Annotated in this window: 26 protein-coding genes and 1 pseudogene; 14 read left to right on the top strand and 13 right to left on the bottom strand. The window is 67.9% G+C overall.

Annotation, left to right across the window (positions count from 1 at the left end):
• Positions 1–74 precede the first annotated feature (74 nt).
• The 4 genes from IPM49_16590 to IPM49_16605 all read left to right on the top strand — a co-directional run bounded on the left by IPM49_16590 (position 75) and on the right by IPM49_16605 (position 4,398).
• Positions 75–1,076: a T9SS type A sorting domain-containing protein gene (locus IPM49_16590; protein ID MBK9276140.1), complete on the top strand. Its 1,002-nt coding sequence runs from the start codon at positions 75–77 to the stop codon at positions 1,074–1,076.
• A gap of 78 nt (positions 1,077–1,154) precedes the next feature.
• Positions 1,155–2,243: a VWA domain-containing protein gene (locus IPM49_16595; protein MBK9276141.1), complete on the top strand. Its 1,089-nt coding sequence runs from the start codon at positions 1,155–1,157 to the stop codon at positions 2,241–2,243.
• 41 nt (positions 2,244–2,284) lie between these two features.
• Positions 2,285–3,793: a sigma 54-interacting transcriptional regulator gene (locus IPM49_16600; protein ID MBK9276142.1), complete on the top strand. Its 1,509-nt coding sequence runs from the start codon at positions 2,285–2,287 to the stop codon at positions 3,791–3,793.
• Positions 3,790–4,398, top strand: coding sequence for a CPBP family intramembrane metalloprotease (locus IPM49_16605; protein ID MBK9276143.1), 609 nt, complete (start codon positions 3,790–3,792; stop codon positions 4,396–4,398). Before IPM49_16600 ends, IPM49_16605 begins: the two co-directional genes overlap by 4 nt.
• Here the strand turns inward: IPM49_16605 and IPM49_16610 are convergent.
• Entirely contained in the window at positions 4,389–4,802 is a 414-nt protein-coding gene (locus tag IPM49_16610; protein MBK9276144.1) for a hypothetical protein, read from the bottom strand. The genes IPM49_16605 and IPM49_16610 overlap by 10 nt on opposite strands.
• 45 nt (positions 4,803–4,847) lie before the next feature.
• On the opposite strand from IPM49_16610, the gene IPM49_16615 reads away from it, so the two are divergent.
• From IPM49_16615 to IPM49_16625, 3 genes are read left to right on the top strand one after another with little or no spacing between them, the layout of a single operon-like run.
• Positions 4,848–5,873 (top strand): tetratricopeptide repeat protein, encoded by a 1,026-nt coding sequence (locus IPM49_16615; GenBank protein ID MBK9276145.1) that lies wholly within the window; start codon positions 4,848–4,850, stop codon positions 5,871–5,873.
• 2 nt (positions 5,874–5,875) lie between these two features.
• Positions 5,876–6,757 carry an SDR family oxidoreductase gene (locus IPM49_16620; GenBank protein ID MBK9276146.1) on the top strand — a complete coding sequence of 294 codons (882 nt, stop codon included), beginning with the start codon at positions 5,876–5,878 and terminating at the stop codon, positions 6,755–6,757.
• Positions 6,758–6,816: 59 nt separating this feature from the next.
• A complete protein-coding gene (locus IPM49_16625; GenBank protein ID MBK9276147.1) occupies positions 6,817–7,278 on the top strand; it encodes a hypothetical protein in 462 nt (153 codons plus the stop codon).
• Positions 7,279–7,292: 14 nt separating this feature from the next.
• Here the strand turns inward: IPM49_16625 and IPM49_16630 are convergent, their stop codons facing one another.
• Positions 7,293–8,138, bottom strand: a complete 846-nt coding sequence (locus tag IPM49_16630) for a hypothetical protein (GenBank protein MBK9276148.1) — start codon at positions 8,136–8,138, stop codon at positions 7,293–7,295.
• A 161-nt stretch (positions 8,139–8,299) separates the two neighbouring features.
• On the opposite strand from IPM49_16630, the gene IPM49_16635 reads away from it, so the two are divergent.
• Positions 8,300–9,097 carry a hypothetical protein gene (locus IPM49_16635; GenBank protein MBK9276149.1) on the top strand — a complete coding sequence of 266 codons (798 nt, stop codon included), beginning with the start codon at positions 8,300–8,302 and terminating at the stop codon, positions 9,095–9,097.
• Between the two features lie 3 nt (positions 9,098–9,100).
• On the opposite strand, the gene IPM49_16640 is transcribed toward IPM49_16635, so the two are convergent.
• Positions 9,101–9,484, bottom strand: coding sequence for a DUF1987 domain-containing protein (locus IPM49_16640; GenBank protein ID MBK9276150.1), 384 nt, complete (start codon positions 9,482–9,484; stop codon positions 9,101–9,103).
• A 97-nt stretch (positions 9,485–9,581) separates the two neighbouring features.
• On the opposite strand from IPM49_16640, the gene IPM49_16645 reads away from it, so the two are divergent.
• Genes IPM49_16645 through IPM49_16655 form a run of 3 tightly spaced genes read left to right on the top strand, consistent with a single transcriptional unit; the run spans position 9,582 to position 11,569 of the window.
• Entirely contained in the window at positions 9,582–10,376 is a 795-nt protein-coding gene (locus IPM49_16645; GenBank protein MBK9276151.1) for a universal stress protein, read from the top strand.
• Between the two features lie 54 nt (positions 10,377–10,430).
• Entirely contained in the window at positions 10,431–10,814 is a 384-nt protein-coding gene (locus IPM49_16650; protein ID MBK9276152.1) for a DUF1883 domain-containing protein, read from the top strand.
• Between the two features lie 44 nt (positions 10,815–10,858).
• Positions 10,859–11,569 carry a hypothetical protein gene (locus tag IPM49_16655; GenBank protein MBK9276153.1) on the top strand — a complete coding sequence of 237 codons (711 nt, stop codon included), beginning with the start codon at positions 10,859–10,861 and terminating at the stop codon, positions 11,567–11,569.
• Positions 11,570–11,611: 42 nt separating this feature from the next.
• Here the strand turns inward: IPM49_16655 and IPM49_16660 are convergent, their stop codons facing one another.
• From IPM49_16660 to fahA, 9 genes and pseudogenes are all read right to left on the bottom strand, one after another.
• Positions 11,612–11,824 (bottom strand): hypothetical protein, encoded by a 213-nt coding sequence (locus tag IPM49_16660; protein MBK9276154.1) that lies wholly within the window; start codon positions 11,822–11,824, stop codon positions 11,612–11,614.
• Positions 11,825–11,946: 122 nt separating this feature from the next.
• A complete protein-coding gene (locus IPM49_16665) occupies positions 11,947–12,390 on the bottom strand; it encodes an Hsp20/alpha crystallin family protein (GenBank protein ID MBK9276155.1) in 444 nt (147 codons plus the stop codon).
• A 116-nt stretch (positions 12,391–12,506) separates the two neighbouring features.
• Positions 12,507–13,253: a hypothetical protein gene (locus IPM49_16670; GenBank protein ID MBK9276156.1), complete on the bottom strand. Its 747-nt coding sequence runs from the start codon at positions 13,251–13,253 to the stop codon at positions 12,507–12,509.
• 20 nt (positions 13,254–13,273) lie between these two features.
• Positions 13,274–14,581, bottom strand: coding sequence for a hypothetical protein (locus tag IPM49_16675; GenBank protein MBK9276157.1), 1,308 nt, complete (start codon positions 14,579–14,581; stop codon positions 13,274–13,276).
• A 4-nt stretch (positions 14,582–14,585) separates the two neighbouring features.
• Positions 14,586–15,841: pseudogene (locus IPM49_16680) on the bottom strand (adenylosuccinate synthase).
• 11 nt (positions 15,842–15,852) lie between these two features.
• Entirely contained in the window at positions 15,853–16,212 is a 360-nt protein-coding gene (locus IPM49_16685) for an STAS domain-containing protein (GenBank protein MBK9276158.1), read from the bottom strand.
• Entirely contained in the window at positions 16,209–16,670 is a 462-nt protein-coding gene (locus tag IPM49_16690; protein MBK9276159.1) for a transcriptional repressor, read from the bottom strand. Before IPM49_16690 ends, IPM49_16685 begins: the two co-directional genes overlap by 4 nt.
• Positions 16,671–16,700: 30 nt before the next feature.
• On the bottom strand, positions 16,701–18,938 hold the full coding sequence (locus IPM49_16695) for a bifunctional (p)ppGpp synthetase/guanosine-3',5'-bis(diphosphate) 3'-pyrophosphohydrolase (GenBank protein MBK9276160.1): 2,238 nt from the start codon (positions 18,936–18,938) through the stop codon (positions 16,701–16,703).
• A 9-nt stretch (positions 18,939–18,947) separates the two neighbouring features.
• Positions 18,948–20,231, bottom strand: coding sequence for a fumarylacetoacetase (gene fahA, locus IPM49_16700; GenBank protein ID MBK9276161.1), 1,284 nt, complete (start codon positions 20,229–20,231; stop codon positions 18,948–18,950).
• Positions 20,232–20,271: 40 nt separating this feature from the next.
• Here fahA and IPM49_16705 point away from each other — a divergent pair, with 40 nt between their 5' ends.
• The 3 genes from IPM49_16705 to IPM49_16715 all read left to right on the top strand — a co-directional run bounded on the left by IPM49_16705 (position 20,272) and on the right by IPM49_16715 (position 22,384).
• Complete coding sequence (locus IPM49_16705; GenBank protein MBK9276162.1) at positions 20,272–20,763, top strand: hypothetical protein; 492 nt, start codon at positions 20,272–20,274, stop codon at positions 20,761–20,763.
• The gene (locus IPM49_16710; protein ID MBK9276163.1) at positions 20,760–21,584 is read left to right on the top strand and encodes an HTTM domain-containing protein; all 825 of its coding nucleotides are present in this window, start codon (positions 20,760–20,762) and stop codon (positions 21,582–21,584) included. The genes IPM49_16705 and IPM49_16710 overlap by 4 nt, the downstream gene beginning before the upstream one ends.
• Before the next feature lie 86 nt (positions 21,585–21,670).
• Complete coding sequence (locus tag IPM49_16715) at positions 21,671–22,384, top strand: YdcF family protein (GenBank protein ID MBK9276164.1); 714 nt, start codon at positions 21,671–21,673, stop codon at positions 22,382–22,384.
• On the opposite strand, the gene IPM49_16720 is transcribed toward IPM49_16715, so the two are convergent.
• Positions 22,381–23,673 carry a hypothetical protein gene (locus IPM49_16720; protein MBK9276165.1) on the bottom strand — a complete coding sequence of 431 codons (1,293 nt, stop codon included), beginning with the start codon at positions 23,671–23,673 and terminating at the stop codon, positions 22,381–22,383. The two genes, IPM49_16715 and IPM49_16720, sit on opposite strands and share 4 nt — an antisense overlap.
• Between the last annotated feature and the right edge of the window lie 2 nt (positions 23,674–23,675).

A 23,675-nucleotide genomic window follows, 5' to 3' on the forward strand; every position in this document is an offset into this window, starting at 1 on the left:
GGCGGACGGTTCCGCCGGGCAGCGAAAGTACCGGTCACCGCATCTACCTTGCGCCACCCTATTCCGGCAACCGCATGAACCGCACCCTGACCCTCTCCGCCCTGGCGTTCGTCGCCGCCCCGCTCCTCGCCCAGCCCGTTATCGAGGCGTCCGAGAACCAGCCCGAGATCGGCGACGCCATCACGGTGAACTCCGGGGCGTTCACCAGCGCCGGCGCTGCGGGCAACGACCAGACCTACGACTTCAGCGGGCTCACCAGCACGGGCACCCGCATCTGGACCTACCTCGACCCGGCCGTGTACCCCGACGCCGGCACGCTGTTCCCCACGGCCAACATCGCCATGACCGATGGCACCACGGACACCACCTTCTATGCGATGAGCGGCACGGCCCTGACGGTGGTCGGTGAGGATGCCGCCCTGCTCACCTTCGGCTACACGGCGCCCCTCGCACAGGGGCCCGACCTCATCCGGTGGCCGGCCACGCTGAATGACAGCTGGTCCGGGCCCATCTCGGCCACCTTCGACATCGATGGCGTGGGCACCTTCACCCGTTCGGGCAGCTACACCGCCGTGGTGGATGGTGCGGGCACCCTGGTGCTTCCCGGCGGCACGAGCATGGCGGTGATCCGGGTGCGCTTCAACTCCACCGAGGTGAACGCCGGCCCGCTGGTCACGGTGACGCGCAAGAAGGAGATCTACAGCTACCACACGCGCTTCAAGGCCCATCCGGTGGTGCGCATCATCAACGATTCGCTCAGTTCCAACCTCGGGCCCTCCCTGAACACGCTGGTCACCGAATGGCTGGATGCGACCGAGGTCGGCATCGACGAGCGTTCCCTGGCGTTCAGCCTGGCGCCGAACCCGGCCGGGGATCTGGTGGTGCTCACCACGGAACGTCCGGTGGCGGCCGTGGAGCTGCGCGACGCCGCAGGTCGTGCGCTTCCGGTGAACGCCGCGCGCATCCAGGGCACGCGCGTGGAGCTCGGGCTCTCGGGGCTTCGCCCCGGGTTCTATCTGGTGCAGGTCACCGCCACCGATGGCGGCAGGGCCACACGCCGCCTGGTGGTGGAGTGAGCCGGCTGGACCGGCCCCCCTCGGTCCGCGCATGCGGACCCGAACCACGGTCTGCGGGTGGGCGTTACCTTCCACCGCATGATCGGCCACCGCTTCGCGAAGTACATCCCCCCGGAGGACGATCGCTCGCCCTTCGAGAAGCTGCTGCCCCTGTTCCTGGAGCTGCTCACCCACACCAGCGGCGATGTGGAGGAGGCCCTCGACTGGATGGACCAGCTCGACAAGGAGCACGGCTTCTACAGCAAGGATTACGGCCGCAAGGAGTTCGAGGATGACCTGCGCAAGCACGGCATGATCGGCAGGCCCACGAAGGGAGGCAAGGCCCCGCTCACCGGCAAGGCCGAGAAGCTCATCCGCGAACGCGCGTTGGATCAGGTGTTCGGCAGGCTGAAGAAGGTGGACCGCGGGAACCATGCGTTGCGCCGCACCGGACAGGGCGACGAGCCCACCAGCGACCGGCGCAGCTACCGCTTCGGCGACCGCATCGAGCAGGTGGCCATGAGCGACAGCATCCGCAACGCCCAGCAGCGCGGCCTCGATGAGCTGCGGATGAGCGAGGACGACCTGGAGGTGATCGAGACCGAGCACCAGAGCGCCTGCGCCACCGTGCTCATGATCGACATCAGCCACAGCATGATCCTCTATGGCGAGGACCGCATCACCCCGGCGAAGAAGGTGGCCATGGCCCTCGCCGAGCTCATCAAGCGGCGCTACCCCAAGGACACGCTCGACATCGTGGTGTTCGGCAACGATGCGTGGCAGGTGAGCCTGAAGGACCTGCCCTACCTGCAGGTGGGGCCCTTCCACACCAACACCGTGGCCGGGCTGGAGCTCGCCATGGACATCCTGCGCCGCCGGAAGGTGCGCAACCGCCGCATCGTGATGATCACCGATGGCAAGCCCAGCTGCATCAAGCGCGACGGCGAGTACTACATGAACAGCTTCGGGCTCGACGAGTTCATCGTGGCCCGCACGCTCGATGCCGCCGTGCGCGCGCGCAAGGCCGGCATCCTCATCACCACCTTCATGATCGCGCGCGACAATTACCTCCAGCGGTTCATCGAGCGCTTCACCGAGGCCAACCAGGGCCGCGCGTTCTATACCGGCCTGCAGGGGCTCGCGGACATGGTGTTCCGCGACCACACCACCAACCGCAAAGCCTCCTGATCCGCACGGGCGCGTCATGCCGCGCGCGTATTCCCAGAACGATGAACCATCCCGTCATCAGCACCCTCGGCGACCTGAAGAAGAGCGGCTACACGCCGCGCAGTGTGAAGGAGGAGCTTCGCGCCAACCTCATCGCCCGCATCCGCGCGAAGCAACCGCTGTTCGAGGGCATCCACGGCTATGAGCACACCGTGGTCCCTGCGCTCGAGCGCGCGATCCTCGCCGGACACAGCATCAACCTGCTCGGCCTGCGCGGGCAGGCGAAGACCCGCATGGCCCGTTCGCTGGTGCAGCTGTTGGACGAGTGGATCCCCGTGGTGGCCGGCAGTGAGATCAACGACGACCCGCTGGCGCCCATTTCACGCTACGCCAGGGAACAGATCACCATCCACGGCGACCACACGCCCATCGCGTGGGTGCACCGCAACGACCGCTACACGGAGAAGCTCTCCACGCCCGATGTCACCGTGGCCGACCTCATCGGCGACAGCGACCCCATCAAGGCGGCGAACCTCAAGCTCGACTACAGCGACGAGCGTGTGATCCACTTCGGTCTGGTGCCCCGCAGCCATCGCGGCATCTTCGTCATCAACGAGCTGCCCGACCTGCAGCCGCGCATCCAGGTGGCGCTGTTCAACATCCTGCAGGAGGGCGACGTGCAGATCCGCGGCTTCAAGCTGCGCCTGCCGCTCGACATCCAGTTCGTGTTCACCGCGAACCCCGAGGACTACACCAACCGCGGCGCCATCATCACCCCGCTGAAGGACCGCATCCAGAGCCAGATCCTCACGCACTATCCCCCCACGATCGAGCTGGGCATGCGCATCACCGCGCAGGAGGTGCGCAGCCCGCGGGAGCAGACGCGGCGTGTGCGGGTGCCCGACCTGATCCGCGTGCTCGTGGAGCGGATCGCGTTGGAGGCCCGGGAGAGCGACTACGTGGACCGCAAGAGCGGCGTCAGCGCACGCCTTACCATCAGCGCGCTGGAGAGCGCCATCAGCGCGGCCGAACTGCGGGCGCTGCGCACCGGCGAGGAGCGCACCACGGTGCGCATCGCCGACCTGTTCGCCGTGGGTCCCGCGATCAACGGCAAGATCGAGCTGGTCTACGAAGGCGAGCAGGAAGGGGCCGAGAAGGTGGCGCGTCACCTGCTCTCACAGGCCCTGCGCAACGTGTTCCTGGAGCTCTTCCCGGACCCGGAGAAGGCCCGTCGGCGCGCGAAGGTCGAGGCCAGGGGCCGCTCGGTGCCCGATCCCTATGCCGCGGTGGTGTCGCACTTCGACGAGCACGCGGTTGAGCTTCCGCTGGAGGCGACGGATGCCGCGTACGCGGCGGCGCTGCAGCAGGTGCCGGGGCTCACCGACCTCGTACGGTCACGCCACGGCTACCTCGATGCGGACGAGCTGCCGGTGTGGATGGAGTTCGTGCTCCATGGACTTGCGGAACTGAGCCGCGTGGGCCGGGCCGAGATCGAGGGCGCCACACGCTTCAGCGACCTCATGGGCAGCGTGCTCACGGGGGGCGATGACGACGGAGCGGACGATCGATGAACGCACCACGCGGCACGTCCCGCATGGTGCTGATGCTGTCGGCCTTCACCCTTTTCGTCCTGGGCGGGATCGGCCTTTGGGTGATCGTCTCCGCGCAGGAACGCGACCTTGATGGGGTCATCGGCCTCCGGTCCCCGTGGTGGCGAGCCATCGCGTTCGGCGCCGGGGTGGGTGTGACCACCGGCGTGGGGGCCGTGCTGCTGCTGCGCCAGCCTTACCTGCGGCCGGTGGCCCGGCGCTACGCCGGACTCCTCGGGCCCTTGGTCCCGCGCCGCTGGCAGCACGTGGTGCTCTCGCTGTCCGCCGGTATCGGGGAGGAGCTGCTCTTCCGGGGTGCCATCCAGCACTGGCTGGGCGTTCCGCTCACCGCGGTGCTCTTCGTCGCCTTGCACGGCTACCTGGACCCGCGAGACCGGCGTGTGAGCCTGTACGGACTTTACCTGGTCATCTGCATGGTCGCGTATGGAGGCATGGCGCACGCTTGGGGGCTGCTGCCCGCCATGGTGGCGCATGTCGTGTTCGACCTGATCCTGTTCGACAGGCTTCGCGCCTGGACCAGGAGCGGTCCCGACGGCCGATCGGTCGCTGCCGAGCGTCAGTCCTGAGGGTACTTGTGGATGTCCTTGTAGTCGTCGTCCATCTCCGACTTCACCCGATGCATGCGCATGCCCAGCATGGCCAGTTCGCGATGGCCGTGCTTCAGCAGCCAGTCGAAGGCCTCGCGGTCCCCGTCCCCGGTGAGGGCGAGTTGGCGGAGCACACCGTGCCCATGCCGTTCCAGCCAGTCCAGCGCGCCGTGGTCGCCCTCGATGCCGGCGATGACCGCCATCAGGTGCGGATGCCCGTTGTCCAGCAACCACTTCCGGGCGTCCTGCTTGTTGCGCAGTGCGAAGGTGAAGACCCCCAGCTCCGGGAAGCCGTTCTTCAGCAGCCAGTCGCGGATGGCCGCGTTGCCGCTGATGGCCTCGCCCCAGGCGAGCAGGACCTTGGTGGGGTAGCTGGTGCGCATCCGTTCGGTCAAAGCTAGCGGCCGGCCGAGCGATACCTTCGCCGCATGCGGTCGTTCATCGTCGGCGTGTGGGTCCTGTGCGCGCTCGGGGGCAGTGCCCAGGACAGGAACGAGCGTGAGCTGCGCACCGTGCGCCGCCTGCTCGATCAGGGCAAGGTGTATCCGGCCCTGCGGCGCTGCGATGGGCTCATGACCCGTGACATGCCGAAGGCACCGGTGCTGCTGCTGCGGGCCGAGGCCAACGCGCGGGTACGGTCCCATCCGGCGGCGATCGAGGATGCCCGTGCCGCGCTTGCGGGCGGTCTCGATGATCGCGGTCGCCAACAGGCCTGGTTCTGGACGGGCATGGCCTGGCTGGGCCTGCAGCAGGGCGACAGCGCCATCATGGCCTTCGAACGCGCCACGCCCGGCCCCGAGCGCGATCTGCGCATGGCCATGTCCCTCTCCCTGATGGGGCGCTGTCGGGAGGCGATCGCGCTGTACGACGCGTTGCTCGCGGCGGACGAGGGCACCGCCGCCCTGCGCGAACGGGGCGCCTGCCTGGCCCGCGAGGGCGATACGGCCCGCGCCCGGGCCGACCTGGACCGCGCCATCGCGCTGGACCCCCGCGATCCGGTGAACTGGAACAGTCGCGGCTTCCATCGCTGGGCGCTGCATGGCGACCACGAACGTGCGCTCTCGGACTATGCGCAGGCCATCAAGCTGAACCCGAACTACACCTACGCCATCAACAACAGGGGCTACAGCAGGCTGAAGCTGGGGCAGGTGGACAAGGCCCGGCGCGACGTGCTGCTGGCCGGTCGCCGCAACGCGGACAACCCGTACGTGGACCACAACCGCGGACTGATCGCGCTGGCGGAAGGCGACAGCGCGCGGGCCTGCGGTGCGTTCCGCATGGCCGAGGCCAAGGGCGGCACCCCCCTTTACGGCCGCGAGCTCGATGACCTCTTGAAGGCCTGTCCGCGGCCGATCCGACCGGACGGGACAACCGCACCCGGCGCACCGCCCCCCACCCCCAACGCACCGACCAAGGCCCCGGCACGCAACGCCCCCGGCCGCAACGCCCCCTGACCATGAGCACGATCGAAAGCATGATGCGGCCCGACGCCCTGAAGGGAAGGGTCATCGTTGTCACAGGTGGCGGTACCGGCCTGGGCTTGAGCATGGCGCGCACCTTCCTGGCCCTCGGCGCGCAGGTGGTGATCACCAGCCGCAAGCAGGACGTGCTGGACGGGGCGGCGGCGGAGCTCATCCGCGAGACCGGAGGTGAGGTGCTCGCCGTGGCCTGCGACGTGCGCAAGTACCTGGAGGTGGAGCAGCTTCTTGAACGCACGCTGCAGCGCTTCGGCCGCGTGGACGCGCTGGTGAACAACGCCGCGGGCAATTTCATCAGCCCCACGGAGCGGCTCAGCAGCAAGGCCTTCGAGGTCATCATCGACATCGTGCTGATGGGCACGGTGAACTGCACGCTCGCCTTCGGAAAGCACTGGATCGCCAACGGGGAGCGCGACAAGGCGGTGCTGAACATCACCACCACCTATGCGTGGACGGGCAGCGGCTACGTGGTGCCCAGCGCCTGTGCCAAGGCCGGTGTGCTCGCGCTCACGCGTTCGCTGGCCGTGGAATGGGCCCGCCACGGCATCCGCAGCAACGCCATCGCGCCCGGACCCTTTCCCACCAAGGGTGCGTGGAGCCGCCTGTTGCCCGGGGAGATGATGGAGCGCTTCGACCTGGCCAAGCGCGTGCCCTTGGGCCGGGTGGGCGAGCACCGCGAACTGGCCGACCTGGCGGCCTACCTCGTTTCGCCATGGTCCGGCTATGTCAACGGCGAGGTCGTCACCATCGACGGTGGCGAGTGGCTGAAAGGGGCCGGACAGTTCAGCCAGCTGGACCAGGTGGAACCCGGCATGTGGGATGCCATCGAGCAGATGGTGCGGGGTGTTCGGGGCAGCTGAGCACACCGCCGATCGCGGATGGACCGGTGCTGCCTACTTTCGTGGGAAACACACCCGCCATGCGACCGCTCCGTGTCCTGTTCGCCCTGTTGATCTTCTCCGCGCCGGCCCTGCTGCATGCCCAGGGACCGGCACCGCTCACCCCGGAGGAGCGGGCGGCCATGACGGCCCGCAGGATCGCCGCGGCCATCGGCCTCGATGAGCGGTCGACCGAGAAGGCCACGGGACTGCTCATCGAAGGGGAACATCAGGTGGCCGAGCTGCGCGCCCGGATGGACGAGACCCAGCGGGAGATCGACGCACAGTTAACCCCCTACTTCGAACAATTTGCGGTCACGCTGGAGGCCGAGGAGGCCGCCAAGCTGGAGGCGCTTCGCGCCAGCGGGGCCCTGCGCGGGTGCTGCATGGAGGCCACGGCGGCGTCTCCGGGGACGGGCGCGGGCAGCAGTTCGGCCGAACCCCTGTCCACGGGGCCGGCGAAGCCGGCCAAGGCCACGCGCACGACGGGCGGTGCGAAATAGCGCGCCGCCGCCGCTCAGTCGGCCATCACCACCAGGTACTTCGAGGCGCTCCAGAAGGCCTGCGGGTCGGTGATGACCAGCTTGTCCACCTCGCCCTCGAAGCGATAGCTGCCCTGCGGGTGCGTGGTGAGCAGCCGTGCTTTCTTCGCCGCGATCGGCACCTCCAGGGTCTGGGTGATGTCGATCTGCTTGAAGTGCCCGTCGCCCAAGGCGTCGGCGTTCAGTTTCTTGGTGGCGCCAATGCCCGCCAGACCGCCTTCCTTGGTCACGATGCCCTTCTCCTTCAGCTCCTTGGCGGTGCCGATCACGTAGTGCGCCGTGTTCAGCTCATTGCGCTGCATATTGGCCTGCTGCTCCTTGTCGCGGTACATCTCCATGAGCGTGGCCAGCGAGCTGTTCGCGCTGGCGAGCTGCTCCTTCAGACCACCGATCTCGGCGTCCTTCTCGGCCACGGTCCGCTCCAGTTCCTCCACGGTGCGTTGCAGGGCGGCGATGGCACCGGCGTTGGCCTTGGCCTCCTTGCGCAGCTTGGCGATCAGCATCTTGTTCTCGCTCAGCAGCTCATCGATCTGCTGCAGGTCGCTCACAATGCGCTGCTCCATGTCCTGACTGGGTTCGCCCTCCACCTTCACATCGCCGATCAGGCCCTGCTTCTCGCGGATGGTGCGCAGGTTCTCACTGATGCGGTTGAAGGAGCCGAACAGGACGTTGAGTGAGCTGTCACGCTCGGCGAGCGCGGCATCCACGGTGGCCTTCTCGGTGGCCAGGCCCTTGTATTGGTCGCTTTGCGTGGGGTCGTCCTTGCAGGCGGTCGCCAGCACGAACGCGGAGAGGATGAGGGCGGAGCTCAAGCGGTTCATCGGGGTGGGGGATGGGGCCGAAAGGTAGAACGCGCACGGTTCCAGGAACGGTGCGAACGCCGGCCCGCGGTGTGGCGTACAAGGCTCATCAACGGCGGCCTGTTGGAGGCCGGTCGGGCCGGTGGTCCGCAGATGGGCCGTTGAGCGCTAGGTTGCACCCGATGTACGCCACCCGCCTGCTGCTCAGGTCCCTGGTCCTCGCCGGGGTGGGCGTGCTTGCCGTGCTCGCCGCCGGTGCTCAGGACCGCGGGCTTTCCGGTGAGTTCAGCCAACTCTCCGCCAAGGAGCGTTCACGGCTGGCCCGGGAGGAGATCGAAGCGGCGTTGAAGGACACGGCGTTCCAAGCGACCATGGCGCGGGCCGAGGCCCACTTCCAGGCCCGGCGCTACGAGGTGGCCATGGCGGACTACGAGCGGGCCCGCGCGCTTCGGCCGCTCAACGTGTACCCACCCGTGAAGATCGACGACCTGCGCGTGCTTATCGCCAAGCGGGATGCGGCCGTTGCTCAGGCCCGGGCCGACAGTGCGGCCCGATCGGTGCCTCCCCCGGAGCCCCCTGTGGTCCGGGAGGAGGAGGTCGCGGAGCGCGCGCCGTCGCCCCCCGAACAGCCCGTTGTCACGGCCCCGGGGACCGCTCCGGCCCAGGTCGTCGAGGCCGCCCCACCGGAGCCGGTCCCGCCTCGTCCACGAGCGACGCCTCAGGCCCGCCCTGCACCCACGCCCGTGGTGCGCCCGGACGTCAAGGGGCCGGAGCCACCGGTCCCGGCCGTGCGTGAGCCCGGCATCCACGAGGAGCAGTTCAAGGAAGGCAACGCGATCGTCCTTCAACGAACGGTGACCACGGCCACGGAGGTCCATATCTACCGCAAGGTGACGCACCCTTGGGGACGCACCTTCCATTTCCTGGATGGTCTTCCTGTGGATGAACGGGCCTGGACGGAGCGCTTCGGGGACCGGTAGCCCCTATGTCCGCCGCTGGACGAGGCGCACCGGCATGTCCAGGAGCCCGCGGTAGTCCTCACCCACCTCGCGCATGTCCAGGTCGTCCGACCGGTAGCCCCATTCCACGGAGGCTGCGGTGCGCCCCGCGGCATGGCCGTCGTCCACGATGCGGAGCAGGTCCAGCAGGTACTTGGCGGAGCTGGAGTTGAAGTACTCCAGGTCGATGCGGATGACGGTGTTACGCTGTGGGGCGGCGAGGTAGGTGCGGAGGTGGTCGAAGATGGGCCGGTAGAACTTGTCCGCGTTCTCGTGGATGGAGGAGCCGCTGAGCTCCAGCACGCCGCGCGAAGGGTCGAGCAGCACCCGGGGGGTCTTGGCCGTGGCCGCCAGCTCGAAGCGTTCCATCACCCGGCGAAAGTAACCGGCGGACCGTCGCGGTCAAGATCAGCCCCCGACCGGCGCCCGATCATTACCTTTTGCCGCGAGCGGAAACCGGAATGCCATGAAGACCATCCTTGTTCCCTACGATTTTTCGGACTGTGCGACCGATGCGCTGCGCGTGGCCGCCAAGCTGGCCCGGCTGTCCGGCGCGTGCATCGACATCGTGCACATGTACGAGCAGATGACCGATTTCCATACGGAGAACCAGCGTCTGCGGGACGAGATCGAGGCGAAGCTGGACAAGGTTCCGCAGCTGCCCTTCCTCCAGGGTCTTGAGCTCAAGAAGTTCATGCTCCGCCAGATGTCGATCACCGAGATGTTCAAGAACGACAACCTGGCCCACGTGGACCTGGTGGTGATGGGCTCCCACGGTGCGCGGGGCATCCGTGGGCTGGTGGGCTCCAACACCCAGCGCATCGTCCGCATCGCGCCCATGCCCGTTCTGGTCATCAAGCACCACATCGAGGACTTCACGGTCAACGACGTGGTGTACGCGAGCACCTTCACCGAACCGGACAACGTGAAGTTCGAGGCCTTCCTGCCCCTTCTTCGCTTGTTCGACGCGCGGATCCACCTGCTCAAGGTGAACACCCCGAAGACCTTCGAGCGCAGCGAGGATTCCACCCGGGCGATGGACGCCTTTCTCCAGCGGCACGAGCTCAACAAGTACACGGCCACCATCTACAATGACCTCAGCATCGAGGAGGGCATCCTGAACTTCGCCCGGGGCATCGACGCGGACCTCATCGCCATGGCCACCCACGGCCGCACGGGCTTCTTCCACGTGGTGAACGGCAGCCTCACGGAGGACATCGTCAACCACACCTCGTTCCCCGTGCTCAGCGTCAAGCTCTGACGTACCTGCGGCATGTGAACGCCGCCTATATTTACCCCGATCATCGAGCCGCGCATGCAGTACCTGTACAAACAGTTCCAGGCCAAGAAGAAGGAGATCATCGAGGTGGAGATCGACCGGCCTACCAAGGTGCGTTTCATGACCGCGGTGGAGTTCAAGCGGTACAAGAACTGCCGGAGCTTCACCTTCTACGGGGGCACCTTCGACAGTTCCCCCGTCCGCTTCGTCATCCCGCACGATGCCGTGTGGTACGCGGTGGTGGAGAAGGGGAGCCGCTACAACCCGCTGCCGGTGCAGGCCCAGTGCCGTGTGCTTCCGCCCGACCGGCAGGTCCTTTCCAGCGTCGCGCTGGATGCGCCCGCCCATGTGCGCGAGGCCGAGGACCGGGCCGCCCTGATCGAGGCCGGGGTGCCCGGGGAGGACCGCACCGAGGAGTGAACCCTCCGCCGACCGGAAGCGTTGGATGAACACAACCTGACGCCGTGGACCTGCAAGAGGACCGTGATCGATTGGAGCGCATCCTGCTGGGCCAGGAGGCCCTGGTGAACGAAGTGCGCGCCTGGCTGGACGAAGAGGATTCCGCTGACGCGATGGTCGAAGCGGCGGTCCGCAGCTCCACCGAGGACCGGTTGAACACGCTGAGCGGGTTGGACCGTGCACGCATCTTCGATCGCCGCACCATTCAGGACCTCTGCGTCAAGTACCGGCTCCGCTTCCTTCCGGGCGGACTGTACAAAGGGGAACTGCCCCGGCAGGCGATCGCCGCAGTGCGGGCGTTGGAAGCGCGCACCGGTAAGGTGCTCCGGGGCTACCACATCATGGCGCCCGCGCATCGGTTCCGGCTCTGTGATGCAGACGGCGATCCGTTGCTCTTCGTGCGCATCGGTCAAGGGCGGTACTACCTGATCCATCGCTGGGGCGCCGACCTCTCTCCCTTGCGGGCCCTGTTCTACTGGCCGTTCAGAACACCCGCGCACCTTGCGGTGACGGTGGTCGCCGTGGCCATGATCCTCGCGGCGGCGATACCGACCGCCTTGATCACCAGCGATCCGTCGGCGGGGTGGTGGGGGGCTCACCGGGTGCTGATGGCGTTCTGGACCACCGTCGTGGTGACGGCGTTCACCGTGCAGGGGTGGTTCGCCTTCTTCGGCCGGTTCAGCCGCGAGGCCTGGAACAGCCGCACCTTCAACTGACCCCGGGTCCGCACCGGAGCGGCGGCTCCGAACGCCGCCGGCTCACGAACGACCTACAGGCACCGTGATGCGTTCGCCTTGGGGGAGTTTGCACACGCAGGCCGCCCGGAACCACTGCTTCAGTTGCTCGCGTTCCTCGGGCAGCAGGCGGCGGAACGCCTTGCGGAGCTCCTTGCGGAAGATCCGGGCATCGGCCAGGCTGATCTTGTCCAGCAATTCCTGATAGTAGTCGAGGAGCGTTCTCTGGCTGCGCATGATGCGGGCGGGTTCGCGTTGGAGCGGGACCCACCCGTGCTCTACGCGGGGCCGGGGGGCAGGGTTACGGGAAGGCGAAAGGGCGCCTTGTGGGCGCCCCTCCGCGATCGAACGAGCGTTGCTCAGCTCACGGCGATCTCCTTGGCCTTCGGCTTGGTGGCCTCCACCTTCGGGATCGAAAGGTGCAGGATGCCGTCCGTGTATTCCGCCTTGATCCGGTCGGCGTCAGCGCTTTCGGGCAGGCGGAAACTGCGCGTGAAGGAACTGAAGTGGAACTCACGGCGCGTGAACCGGTCGCCATCCTTCTGCTCTTCGTTCTTCTTTTCAGCGCTCACCGTGAGCACGTTGTCCTCGACGTTCACCTTCAGGTCCTCCTTCTTGTAGCCGGGGGCCATCACCTCGAGCTTGAACTCGGCATCGCGCTCAATGATGTTCACGCTGGGGAGTGCCTGCCGGGGCTCATCAAGGCCGAACATGCTGTTCATGTCGCGGCCGAAGAATTCGCTGACCAGCGTATTGAACGGGCTCACATAGCTGGCCTTGGGGCGGTACTTCACGATGGTCATGACGATAATGGTGTTGGGTGTGGGTTGTATGCGCCGCACACCGGACAACCGGGATGCCGACCTGGAGAACAGGACATTTCGACCGCTGATGGCGGTCTTCGAATGTCAGAATGTCCTTATTGAGGGAGGAAGAGGAAGGTGATCGTGCCGATCTGTTCCTCGGGGGCCGTGGCCGATCGGTCGAACCGGGCCTCGGCCGCATACGCCATCGCGTACTCGACCATGCACGCTTCATCGACGGTGGTCGCCTCCTTGTCCAGCGTGGTGCGCCGGATGGCGCCGCTCCGGTCCACGGCGATGCGCACCACCACGCGCCCACTGCCGGTGCAGAGGTAGGCGGGTACGTCCAGGGTCTCCGGACGTCGACCTTTGAGGTCGTAGGAGACGGTGGCGGGCCCTTCCACCCGCGCGGGCGGCTGCTCCTTGGGCAGATAGCGGTCCTTGTCCCACTGGCTGGGATCGAGCTCCGGCACCACCACCTCCTTGCCGGCCGCCCGCCGCTCCTCGGCCAGCCGCTCGAACTCGCTCTGTTCCAAGGCACGCAGGTCGTTCTCCAGGCGCTCGGCGGTGCGTTCGCTCACGGTCGGAACGGCCTGGGCGGCCCGCAGCTGCGCGTTCAGGTCGCTGACGGCGTTGGTCACGTGCACGGGCGGCACTGGTGTGCCCGTCTCGATGGCCTGAAGCAGGGCCTCGGCCTGTGCGGCGTCCAGCACGTCCACCCGCATCTCGTTGCTCCGCTCGGGATCGGGCCCGGTGCCCAGGCGGGCGATGGCCATGGTGAAGACCACAGCGGTGTGGAGCACCAGCGTGCCGATGATGCCGTACTTGTGACGGTCGAAGCGGTCCAGGATCAGGTCCAACATGCGGCGCCGGTGTCCGCAAGTTAAACGCCGGTCCGACGCGTCCGGATGCGCCAGCCCACCGGATACCTGTTGTTCCAGCGATTGCCGGCGCCTTTCGCCCAGCCCAGCCCGTGGCCGGCATGGCGCATCAGGGCGTGGCCCGCGGCCCCGGTGGCCGCGAGCGCCTCACCGCGCAGAAAGGCCAGCGCCTGCTGCCGGTCCAGGTCCATCGTGGTGAACGGCAGCACCGGTCGCAACAGGTCCACGGCTTCAGGGCAGAACGCGACCGCCGGATGCGGGGCGGTCCCCCCGGGGGCGTCCACCGTCACCGGCAGCGCGGCGTCCGCGCGGTCGATCGCGGTGCGCAGGGCGGGGTGCAGGCCGGCCCACGCCGGTGGGCGCAGGCGGTGGCCCTCGAGGACGCAGGGCCCTGCCGCTTCCCGTGGTCCCGGGGAGCCGGGTTTCCGAAGGGCGGCGATGAAAAAGCCCTCGGCCCGGCAGCGATGGGGCATGCACATGAGCCCTCGTTCGCCACGGATGGGTCCGGGGTCCAACGGGTCGATCGCCAGCACCTCGGCCTCATGGCGCTGTAGGAAGCTCCTCAACTGCCCATCATCCTCCTCGTCCGCCCAGGTGCAGGTGCTGTAGATCAGGGCACCTCCGGGGCGCAGCGCGTTCCAGGCGTGCTCCAGGAGGCCGGCCTGCACCGTGCTGCATCGCCGCACGAGTTCGGGCGACCACTGGCTGCGGGCCACGGGTTCCCGCCGCATCAGGCCTTCACCGCTGCACGGGGCGTCCACCAGCACCAGATCGAAGTGGGGAAGGGTGCCGAAGGTCTCGGCGGGCAGCCGGGTGATGCACGCGTTCGGTGCACCCCATTTCCAGATGTTCTCCTGCAGCACGGCATGCCGGCGGGCATCCACCTCATTGCAGACCACGAGCGCGCCGGGCCCGAGCAGCGAGAGGAGGTGGGTGCTCTTGCCACCGGGGGCGGCGCAGAGGTCCAGGGCGGTGGCGTCGGCGCCGATGAGGCCGGCTGCCGCGACGGCCCGCTCCACGAGCATGCTGCCGGCTTCCTGCACGTAGTAGGCGCCGGCATGGAGCAGGGGATCCACGGTGAACAGCGGGCGCTCGTCGAGGAAACGTCCGGTGCTGCACCAGGGAACAAGCGCACCGGAGGGGCCACCGGGCTTGCGGGGGTTGAGCCGGATGCTGGTGGGCGGCGGTGTGTCCAGCGCGGCGAGCAGCAGGGGCGCCTCGTTCCCAAGGTCGGCCGACAGGCGACGCACGAGGCCGTCCGGCAGGGGGGGCATCGCGTGGGGCACCCTGGCGGGTCGCGAGCGCCGCATCGGGTCAGAGGACGGCCACGGCGCTCGGCCGCTCGATGGTCTGCCTGCGGTCGGGGCCGGTGGACACGATGCGCACGGGCACCTGCACGGCCTCCTCGATGCGCCGGATGTAGCGTTCGAGCGCCTCGGGGATGTCGCTGCCAAGCGTCCCCAGCCATCGCAATCGGCGTACACCGGTTCGGCGTCCTGCACGTCGTAGGGAAGGCGGTCGGTGAGCGTGCCGTTGACGCGGTAATGGGTGCATATGCGCACCTGGTCCATGTCGTTCAGCACATCGGCCTTCATCATGGCCAGTTCGCTCACGCCGTTGATCATCACGGCATAGCGCAGGGCGGGCAGGTCCAGCCAGCCGCAGCGGCGCGGGCGTCCTGTGGTGCTGCCGAACTCGTTCCCGGCCTTTCGGATGCGATCGCCGGTATCGTCGGTGAGCTCGGTGGGGAAGGGGCCGCTGCCCACGCGCGTGCAGTAAGCCTTGAAGATGCCGATCACACGGCCGATGCGGGAGGGCGGCACGCCCAGTCCGGTGCAGGCCCCGGCACAGATGGTGCTGCTGCTGGTGACGAAGGGATAGGTGCCGAAATCGATGTCGAGCAGGGTGCCCTGGGCACCTTCGGCCAGCACCTGACGGCCCTGACGGAACGCCTGGTCCAGGTAGTGCTCGCTGTCCACCAGGTCCATGGCCCGCAGGCGGTCCACGGCGTGCATCCAGCGCTCCTCCGCCTCACGGTCCGGCCCGGCGGCGCCGTAGAGGCTCAGCAGGCGTTCGTGCTTGCGGACCAGGCCGCGGTAGCGGTCGTGGAGATCGGCGCGTTCCAGGTCGCCCACGCGCAGGCCATTGCGGCCCGTCTTGTCCATGTAGGTGGGGCCGATGCCTTTCAGGGTGCTGCCGATGCGTTCCTTGCCTTTCTCGGCCTCGCTGGCGGCATCGAGCGCACGATGGGTGGGCAGGATGAGGTGCGCGCGACGTGAGATGGCGAGCCGTCCGCGCAGGTCCACACCGCTGGCCGCGATACCGTCGAGCTCCTGCAGGAAGATCACCGGGTCGATCACCACACCGTTGCCCACGAGGTTCATCACCCCATCGTGGAACACGCCGCTGGGCACGGTGTGCAACACGTGCTTGCGGCCCTCGATCCACAGCGTGTGGCCGGCGTTGGGGCCGCCCTGGAAGCGGGCCACCACCTGATACCGGGGGGCCACCACGTCCACCACCTTGCCCTTGCCCTCATCGCCCCACTGGGCGCCGAGCAGGACGTCCATGCGGGCGCCCATCAGGCCTTGAGCTTGGCGAGGGCCTCGTCGACGCCACCGGTGATGGTGAACACCGAGTCGAGCTTGGTGACCACGAACAGCTGGCGCACACTGGGGGACAGGCCCGAGATGATGGCGTCACCGCCGGCGTTGCGGGTGCGGGTGAGCACGTTGATCAGGATGTTCAACCCGGTGCTGTTCATGTACTGCAGGTCGCTCAGGTCGAGCACCACGTTGTGCTGGCCCCCGGCCAGACCTTCCTCCAGGGAGGACAGCAACCTGTCGGCCTGCTGCTGGTCCATCAGGCGGCCCTGGAGCTTGAAGACCGGACAGGTGTCTGTGGGATCGATCTGCAGGTCGAAGGTGGGGCGGTCGCTCATGGCGTGTCGGACTTGGGACGGCAGTTGCGGCAAAGGCCGTAAAGATGCAACGCGTGATGCTCCACCTGGAAGCCGGTGACCTCGGCGGCGGTGGCGCGGATGTGCTGGATGCGGGGGTCGCAGAACTCGGTGACGGTGCCGCAGGCGCGGCAGATCAGATGATCGTGCTGGCGGAAGGCGTGGCTGCGCTCGAACTGGGCGGGAGCACCGGTGAAGCGATGGCGCCGCACCAGGTCGCATTCCAGGAGCAGCTCCATGGTGTTGTACAGGGTGGCGCGGCTCACCTGGTAGCGCTTCTGCTTCATCCGCGCGAAGAGGCGTTCGATGTCGAAGTGCCCCTCCTGTTCATACACTTCCGTGAGGATGGCGAAGCGCTCGGGCGTTTTGCGGTGCCCATTGCGTTCCAGGTACTCCGTGAAGATGGTGCGGACGCGGTCCTTCTGCTCGGCGGTGACCATCGGGGCGAAGGTACGCCACGCCCGGGAGCCTCAGTGGTCCACGCGTTCCACGGAACGCACGCCGTTCACGCGGCGGAGCTTCTCGATCAGCGACATCAGGTGGTCGGTGTCCTGCACATAGGCCATCACCTTGCCCTCGAAGATGCCGTCGTTGCTCTCGAAGCTGATGGAGCGCATGTTGACGTTGTGCTGATGGCTGATGATGGAGGTGATCTTGTTCACCAGGCCCACCTCGTCGATGCCCGAGAAGCGCAGGCCGGCGAGGAACTCCACGCTGTCCTTGCCCTTCCAGCGCGCCTTCACGATGCGGTAGGCGAAGTTGCTCATGAGCTGCACGGCGTTGGGGCAGTTCACGCGGTGGATCTTGATGCCCTCACCCACGGTGATGAAGCCGAAGACATCGTCGCCGGGGATGGGGTTGCAGCACGGGCTGAGGCGGTAATCCAGCTTCTGCAGGTCGTCGCCGATCACCAGGGCGCCGGAGGCCTGGCCGCGAATATCGGCCACCACCTCTTCCAGGGCGCGCTCCTCCTCGCGGGCCACGGGGCGCGGAGGCAGGTTGAGGCGGCCGGCCTTGACGGCGGGCGTGCCCAGGGTGTCCAGGTCGACGCGGCCGCGGGCGATGCGGTAGAACAGGTCGGTGGGCGAGGTGGCGCGGAAATGCTCGATGAGGGCGGCCACGTTGCGGTCGTCCACCTTGGCGCCCCATCCGCGCAGCTTGCGCTGCGCGGCCTCTCGGCCCACCACGGCCAGCTTGCGCTTCTGCTCGCGCAGCGCCTGCTTGATCTTGTGGCGGGCGCGGGCGGTGACCACGTAGGTGAGCCAGTCCTCCTTGGGCTGCTGCTTACGCGAAGTGATGATCTCGATCTGGTCGCCGCTGCGCAGCGCGTGGCTCAGCGGCACCAGCTTGTGGTTCACCTTGGCGCCGATGCACTGCCGCCCCACCTGGCTGTGGATGTCGAAGGCGAAGTCGAGCGCGGTGGCGCCCGCCGGCAGGTTGCGCATCTCGCCCTTCGGGGTGAACACGACGATCTCGTCGCTGAAGAGGTTCAGCTTGAAGTCGTTCACGAAGTCGATGGCGCTGGCCGTGGGGTCCTCCAGCACCTCGCGCACCCGGTTGAGCCAGGCGTCCAGCGCGCCGGCATGCTCCTCGTCATCCTTGTAGCGGTAGTGCGCGGCCAGGCCCATCTCGGCGATCTCGTCCATGCGCTGGCTGCGGATCTGCACCTCCACCCAGCGCCCGCCGGGGCTCATCACCGTGGTGTGCAGGCTCTCGTAGCCGTTGGCCTTCGGGGTGCTGATCCAGTCGCGCAGCCGGTCGGGGTTGGGCTGGTAGAAGTCGGTGACAATGCTGTACACCTTCCAGCAGTCGGCCTTCTCCAGCTCGTGCTTGGTGTCGATGATGATGCGGATGGCGAAGACATCATAGACCTCCTCGAAGGTGACGTTCTTCTTCAGCATCTTGTTGTAGATGCTGTGGATGCTCTTGGGCCGGCCCTTGATCTCGTAGGTGAACCCCTCGCGGTCCAGCGACTCGCGGATGGGCAGCATGAACCGGCTGATGAAGCGCTTCCGTACGGCCTCGCCTTTCTTCAGGCGCTGTTCAATGTCCGCATACACGTCGGGCTCCTTGAACTTCAGCGCCAGGTCTTCCAGCTCGCTCTTGATGCTGTAAAGGCCGAGGCGATGGGCGAGGGGTGCGTACAGGAACAGGGTCTCGCTGGCGATCTTGAGCTGCTTGTCGCGCGCCATGCCCTCCAGGGTGCGCATGTTGTGCAACCGGTCGGCCAGCTTGATGAGGATCACGCGCACGTCCTGCGCCAGCGTCAGCAGCACCTTCCTGAAGTTCTCCGCCTGGATGCTGTCCGTGCCGAACTGGAGCCCGCTGATCTTGGTGAGGCCGTCGATGATGGCGGCCACCGTGGGACCGAAGAGGTCGCGCACGTCCTCCAGCGTGAGGTCGGTGTCCTCCACCGTGTCGTGCAGCAGGGCGCAGACCACGCTGGTGGTGCCCAGGCCGATCTCCTCGGCGCAGATGCGGGCCACGGCGAGCGGGTGGTAGATGTAGGGTTCGCCGCTTTTCCGCCGCTGCTCCTTGTGCGCCTCCAGGGCGATGTTGAAGGCCTTGCGGATCAACCGCGTGTCCTCCGGGCTGCGCTCGCCGCGGATGCTACGGAGCAGGCCACGGTAGCGATAGAGGATCTCATCCTTCTCGCGCGCGCTGTCCACGCCGGGCAGGCCCGTGGCCTTCGCCTTCACTCCATCCATGGCCGTGCCCTAAAGGTAGGGGAGCGCTGGCAGTACCGTGCCGCGCACCTCGCCGAAGCCGATGCGGACCCCGTCGCGCCCGGCGTGCCCGCGCATCACCAGCGTATCACCGTCCTCCAGGAACTTCCGTTCGCTGCCGTCGTGCAGGGCGAGGGGCTTGGTGCCTTTCCAGGTCAGCTCCAGCAGGCTCCCATAGCTCTCCGGCGCCTCCCCGCTGATGGTGCCGCTGGCCATCAGGTCGCCGCGGCGCACGTTGCAGCCGTTCACCGTATGGTGGGCCAGTTGTTGCGCCATGCTCCAGTACTGGTGCTTGAAGTTGGTGCGGCTGATCACCGTCTCGCGGCCGTCGGCCGTGGCGATGGCGGCCTCCAGCGCGATGTCGAAGTGGTGCGGTCCCTGCTGACGCAGGTAGGGCAGCACCGGCGGGTCCTGCTCCGGCGACGCGGTGCGGAACGGCTCAAGCGCATCGAGCAGCACCACCCACGGGCTGACGCTGCTGCCGAAGTTCTTGCCCAGGAAGGGCCCCAGCGGCACGTATTCCCAGGCCTGGATGTCGCGCGCGCTCCAGTCGTTGAAGAGCACCAGGCCCAGGATGTGGTCCTCCGCCTCCGCGGTGCTGATGCGGTCGCCGAGGGCGTTGCCGTCGAAGGTGATGAAGCCCACCTCGAGCTCCATGTCCAGCTGGCGCGTGGCCCCGAACACCGGCGCCGCATCGGGCGCGGGCTTGTACTGGCCCATGGGCCGGCGGATGGGGGTGCCGCTCACCACGATGCTGCTGGCCCGGCCATGGTAGCCCACGGGCAGGTGCAGCCAGTTGGGCAGCAGCGCGTTGGCCGGGTCCCGGAACATGCAGCCCACGTTGTAGGCGTGCTGGCGGCTGCTGTAGAAGTCCGTGTAGTCGCCCACCACCACGGGCAGCTGCATCACCACCTGGTCCACCGCCACCAGCGCGTCCTCGCGCAGGTTGTTGTCGTCGCGAAGCACCGGGTTGTCATGGCGCAGCAGGTCGCTGAGCCGCTGGCGCAGGGCCCGGACCCCGGCCTTCCCCGCCGCCATCAGCGGGTTCAGCGCCGGTGCGTCGAAGGCCTCCCGCGCGATGCCAAGGCCGTCCAGCAGACCGGCCTCGGCCAGCACGCTGAGGTCCAGTGCGCGGTCGCCGATGCGCGTCAGGGGTACCGCGGCGGTGCTGTTCCACGCGCCCACGCCCAAGGGCAGGTTCTGGATGGGGAAATCGCTGCCGGTGGGCACGGGCACCCAGGAGCGCAGGGCGGGGTCGTTGGCGGGGATCGTCATCGGCGCAAAGGTGGCACGCGGTCGCCATCTTCACGCCGCCATGTCGCGCCTGCGCCGCCTCCTGCCCGTGGTCCTGTTGGGCGCTCACGTCCTGCTGGTGGCCGGCTACACGGCGCCGGAGCGGTGGGTGCCGCCCCTGTGGCGCGCCTGGTCCGTCGCCGTGGTGCGTCCCCTGTTCCATCAGGGCTGGGACCTCTTCGCACCCGACCCGCCGCGCTGTTCGTGCCGCCTGGAGGTGAGGTCCGCGAGCGGGGGGGGGCGGCCGGTCGGCGCGGAAGGGGATGGCCTGCTGGCCCGGCGGATGGCCCGGCACCTGGTCGCATACCTCGGCGGTGGAGCGGTCCTTCCGGACACGGTGCAGGTGCCGCCGCAGTGGGCTCCGGCAATGCGCACCATCCTCGGCGATGCGCGCGGGCCGGACGGGGCGGCCACCGTGCGTGGTGTGCAACGCTGCATGGATGATCCGGCGCGGCCGTTGGAGCGGAGCACCCGCCACGTGGCCTTGGTGTTCGCAACCACCCCGGTGCCATGAACCCGGCCACGGTCCGTCTGTTCCAGCGCGCCGTGCACCTCTGGCTCGTGGGCTACGTGCTCACTGCGCTTCCTGAGGCCGAGCGGGTGTGGATCGATCCCGTATCCCCGGCCGGTCATGGGGCCTGGATCCCCCACCTGGTGGCGGCCGTGCCGGTCCCGGACGGGTGGGTCGGCCTGCCGGCGGCCCTGCTGCTGCTCGCGCTGTCCGCATTCGGGCTCTGGCGTGAGCCACCCCGCTGGATGGCGCTGTTGATCGCCGTGCTCTTCACCGTGCTCGTGCATCGGTCCTGGCTGGTGGCCACCGGTGGGCATTGGTTGATGACGAACGTGCTGCTTTGGATGGTGGCGCTGCGGGCATATCCTTCCGGGCGCAGCGAGCAATGGTGGTCGTGGCTCGGCTTCCACGCCATCCGGTTGCAGCTGTGCCTGGCCTACGGGATGTCCGCGCTGAACAAGCTGGCGGGCGGGAGCTGGCTCGATGGTACGGCCCTGCTCCGCGTCGCCGGTGACGGGACGTACGGGCCGACCATGCTCGCGCAGCACCCCTTGGTCGCGGCCCTGCTCGGGTTCGGGGTCCTGGTGCTGCTGCTCGCCCTGCCCGTCGCCCTGTGGGTGCCCGCCCTGCGTCGCCCCGCGCTGATCACCGCGCTGGTGTTCCACCTGGTCAGCGGGGTCTGGTTCCACATTCCGGACATGGCGCTCGCGTTCGCGGCCGTGCTGATGGTCTGGACCTCATCCGTGGAAGCGGAGGTGGTGGCCTGGCTCGTCAAGTCATTGATGATCAGAAGGAAACGTGCGCGTGATGGCCACATTGAGTAGTTTTGTTCATCGAAGAGGAAGAAAAGTTGAACAACATGCGAACCGATAGCTTCGCGACGTGTTTGATGTGCATAACCACCGGACACATGAACCTCCGTTCCATCCTTCCCGCCATCGGGGCCTTGGCCCTGATCGCTTCGTTGTCTTCCTGCGCCATGACCAACAAGGGCCAGGCGCGCCTGTACGAGAAGGCGACCGATGAAGCCCCCTACGACGCCGTCGTGGTGCCGGGAGTGCCCTTCGAGGGCGGTCAGTGGCAGGACATCATGAAGATGCGCGTGCACTGGGCGGTGAAGCTGTATGAGCGTGGGCTCACCCGGAACATCATCTTCTCCGGTTCGGCGGTCTACACCCCGTACGTGGAAGCCACCATCATGGGGCTGTACGCCGAGCAACTGGGCGTTCCGCGGGAGCACATCCTGCTGGAGACCCGGGCCGAGCACAGCACGGAGAACCTGTTCAACAGCTACATGCTGGCGCGCGACCGGGGCATGAAGCGCATCGCACTGGCCTCCGACCCCTTCCAGTCGTGGATGCTGCGCGGTCTGGCCAAGCGTATGGAGCGCCAGCTGGGGGCGGACATCGACATGCTGCCGGTGGTGTTCAAGGACCTGTTCAGCGCCAGTTTGAGCACGCCGGCGATCGACCCCACATCGGCCTACGTAAGCGAGTTCGTGTCCCTGCCGGAACGCGAGAACTTCTTCAAGCGCTTCCTGGGCACCAGCGGCAACAACCTCGATTGGGACCGCGCCCGGGCGGACGCTGTGCGCAACGGCGACCGCGTGGAGCTGATGGACTAGCGCGACGCCTCCTTCATCCCGTCCACGACCGCCTCGGCCATGGCATCCGCGATGCGGAGGTAGCCCGGGGTGGTGAAGTGGCAGCAGTTGTCGCTGTACATCGCACGCACTTCGGTGCGGAAGATCCCGGTCAGATCGTGGAAGGCCACGCCGGCGGACCGCAGCCGCAGGCCACGTTCGATGAGCAGCGGATAGCCTTGCTCCACGGCCTCGCGGTAGCAGAAGGGACCTTCGGCCAGGGCCACCGCGGCCTCCTTGGGACCGATGGGTTTGGATCCCGGGACGTACTGGTTGGGTTGCAGGAAGTGGAAGTAGACCGCGCCGTTCGCTTCGGCCAGGGCCTTCACCTGCAGGGAGCTGCGCATCCACAGGTCGGCCTGTTCGGCGCGGTAGGCGGCGGTGTCGGTGACGGTGCGCACCGGACCGGTCACCTGCAGGTCCGCGCCGGCGTTCTCCAGGGTGGTCCGTAGCCGCTGTTCCAGTTCGGTGAGCTCGGCGGCATCGCGATGATCGCGGGTGCGCCAGAGGAGCAGGGCGATGTTGCTGTGGCGCAGTGCGGAGGAGGCCATCCGCTGCCGGCGCTCCTCGCGGCGCTCGCCGATGGCCAGCCGTTGGGCCAGGATCCGCTGCACCTTGGGGTCGAGCCGCTTGCGGGCGTACATGTTCCAGTGCCGCGGGTAGTTGGGGTGGATGCCGAAGGGCAGGTTGTCGCACACCGGAAGCACGATGTCGTTGAAGCCGTCGAGCGCGAGCACCAGGTCCACATGGGCGCCCTGGGCCAGGAACCAGCTGAGGGCTTGCAGGGGCTGGGGCTGCTTGTAGCCGCCCAAGGCGAGCACCGCCACGCGGAAGGCCTTTCCGCGGAAGGCCGGCGCCCGCTGAAGTCCGCGCAACAGGCGCTCCTCGGCGAAGGTGTGCAGGCCCATCGCCACCGAACCGCCCAGGAGCACCACGTTCACCGTGTCGGGTGCGCCGGGGTGGAGCGGGTCGGCGCCGGGCAGGCCGAAGCGGTTGCGGTCGTTGAGCGGCACGCTCACATAGCCCAGGTACGGATGCAGGTAATGGTCGCCGAGGTACTCCTCCGCAGGCCGCCCGGCCTGCGCGGTGTCCACGGCCACGGCGGTGCCCAGGGCGTCCACGGTGGCGGCGCGGTCGTAGGGCTGGCCGATGGACCAGCCCAGGAGCCAGGGGCTGGCCTCTGCGGCGGCCAGGCAGAGCAGCAGCACGAGCAGGGTGGCGCGCCAGGGGGAGCGACGGTCGCGGCGGGATCGGCGGCGTCGGCTGGCCATGC

It is taken from the genome of Flavobacteriales bacterium, from assembly GCA_016715895.1.
Classification (GTDB): Bacteria; Bacteroidota; Bacteroidia; order Flavobacteriales_F; family PHOS-HE28; genus PHOS-HE28.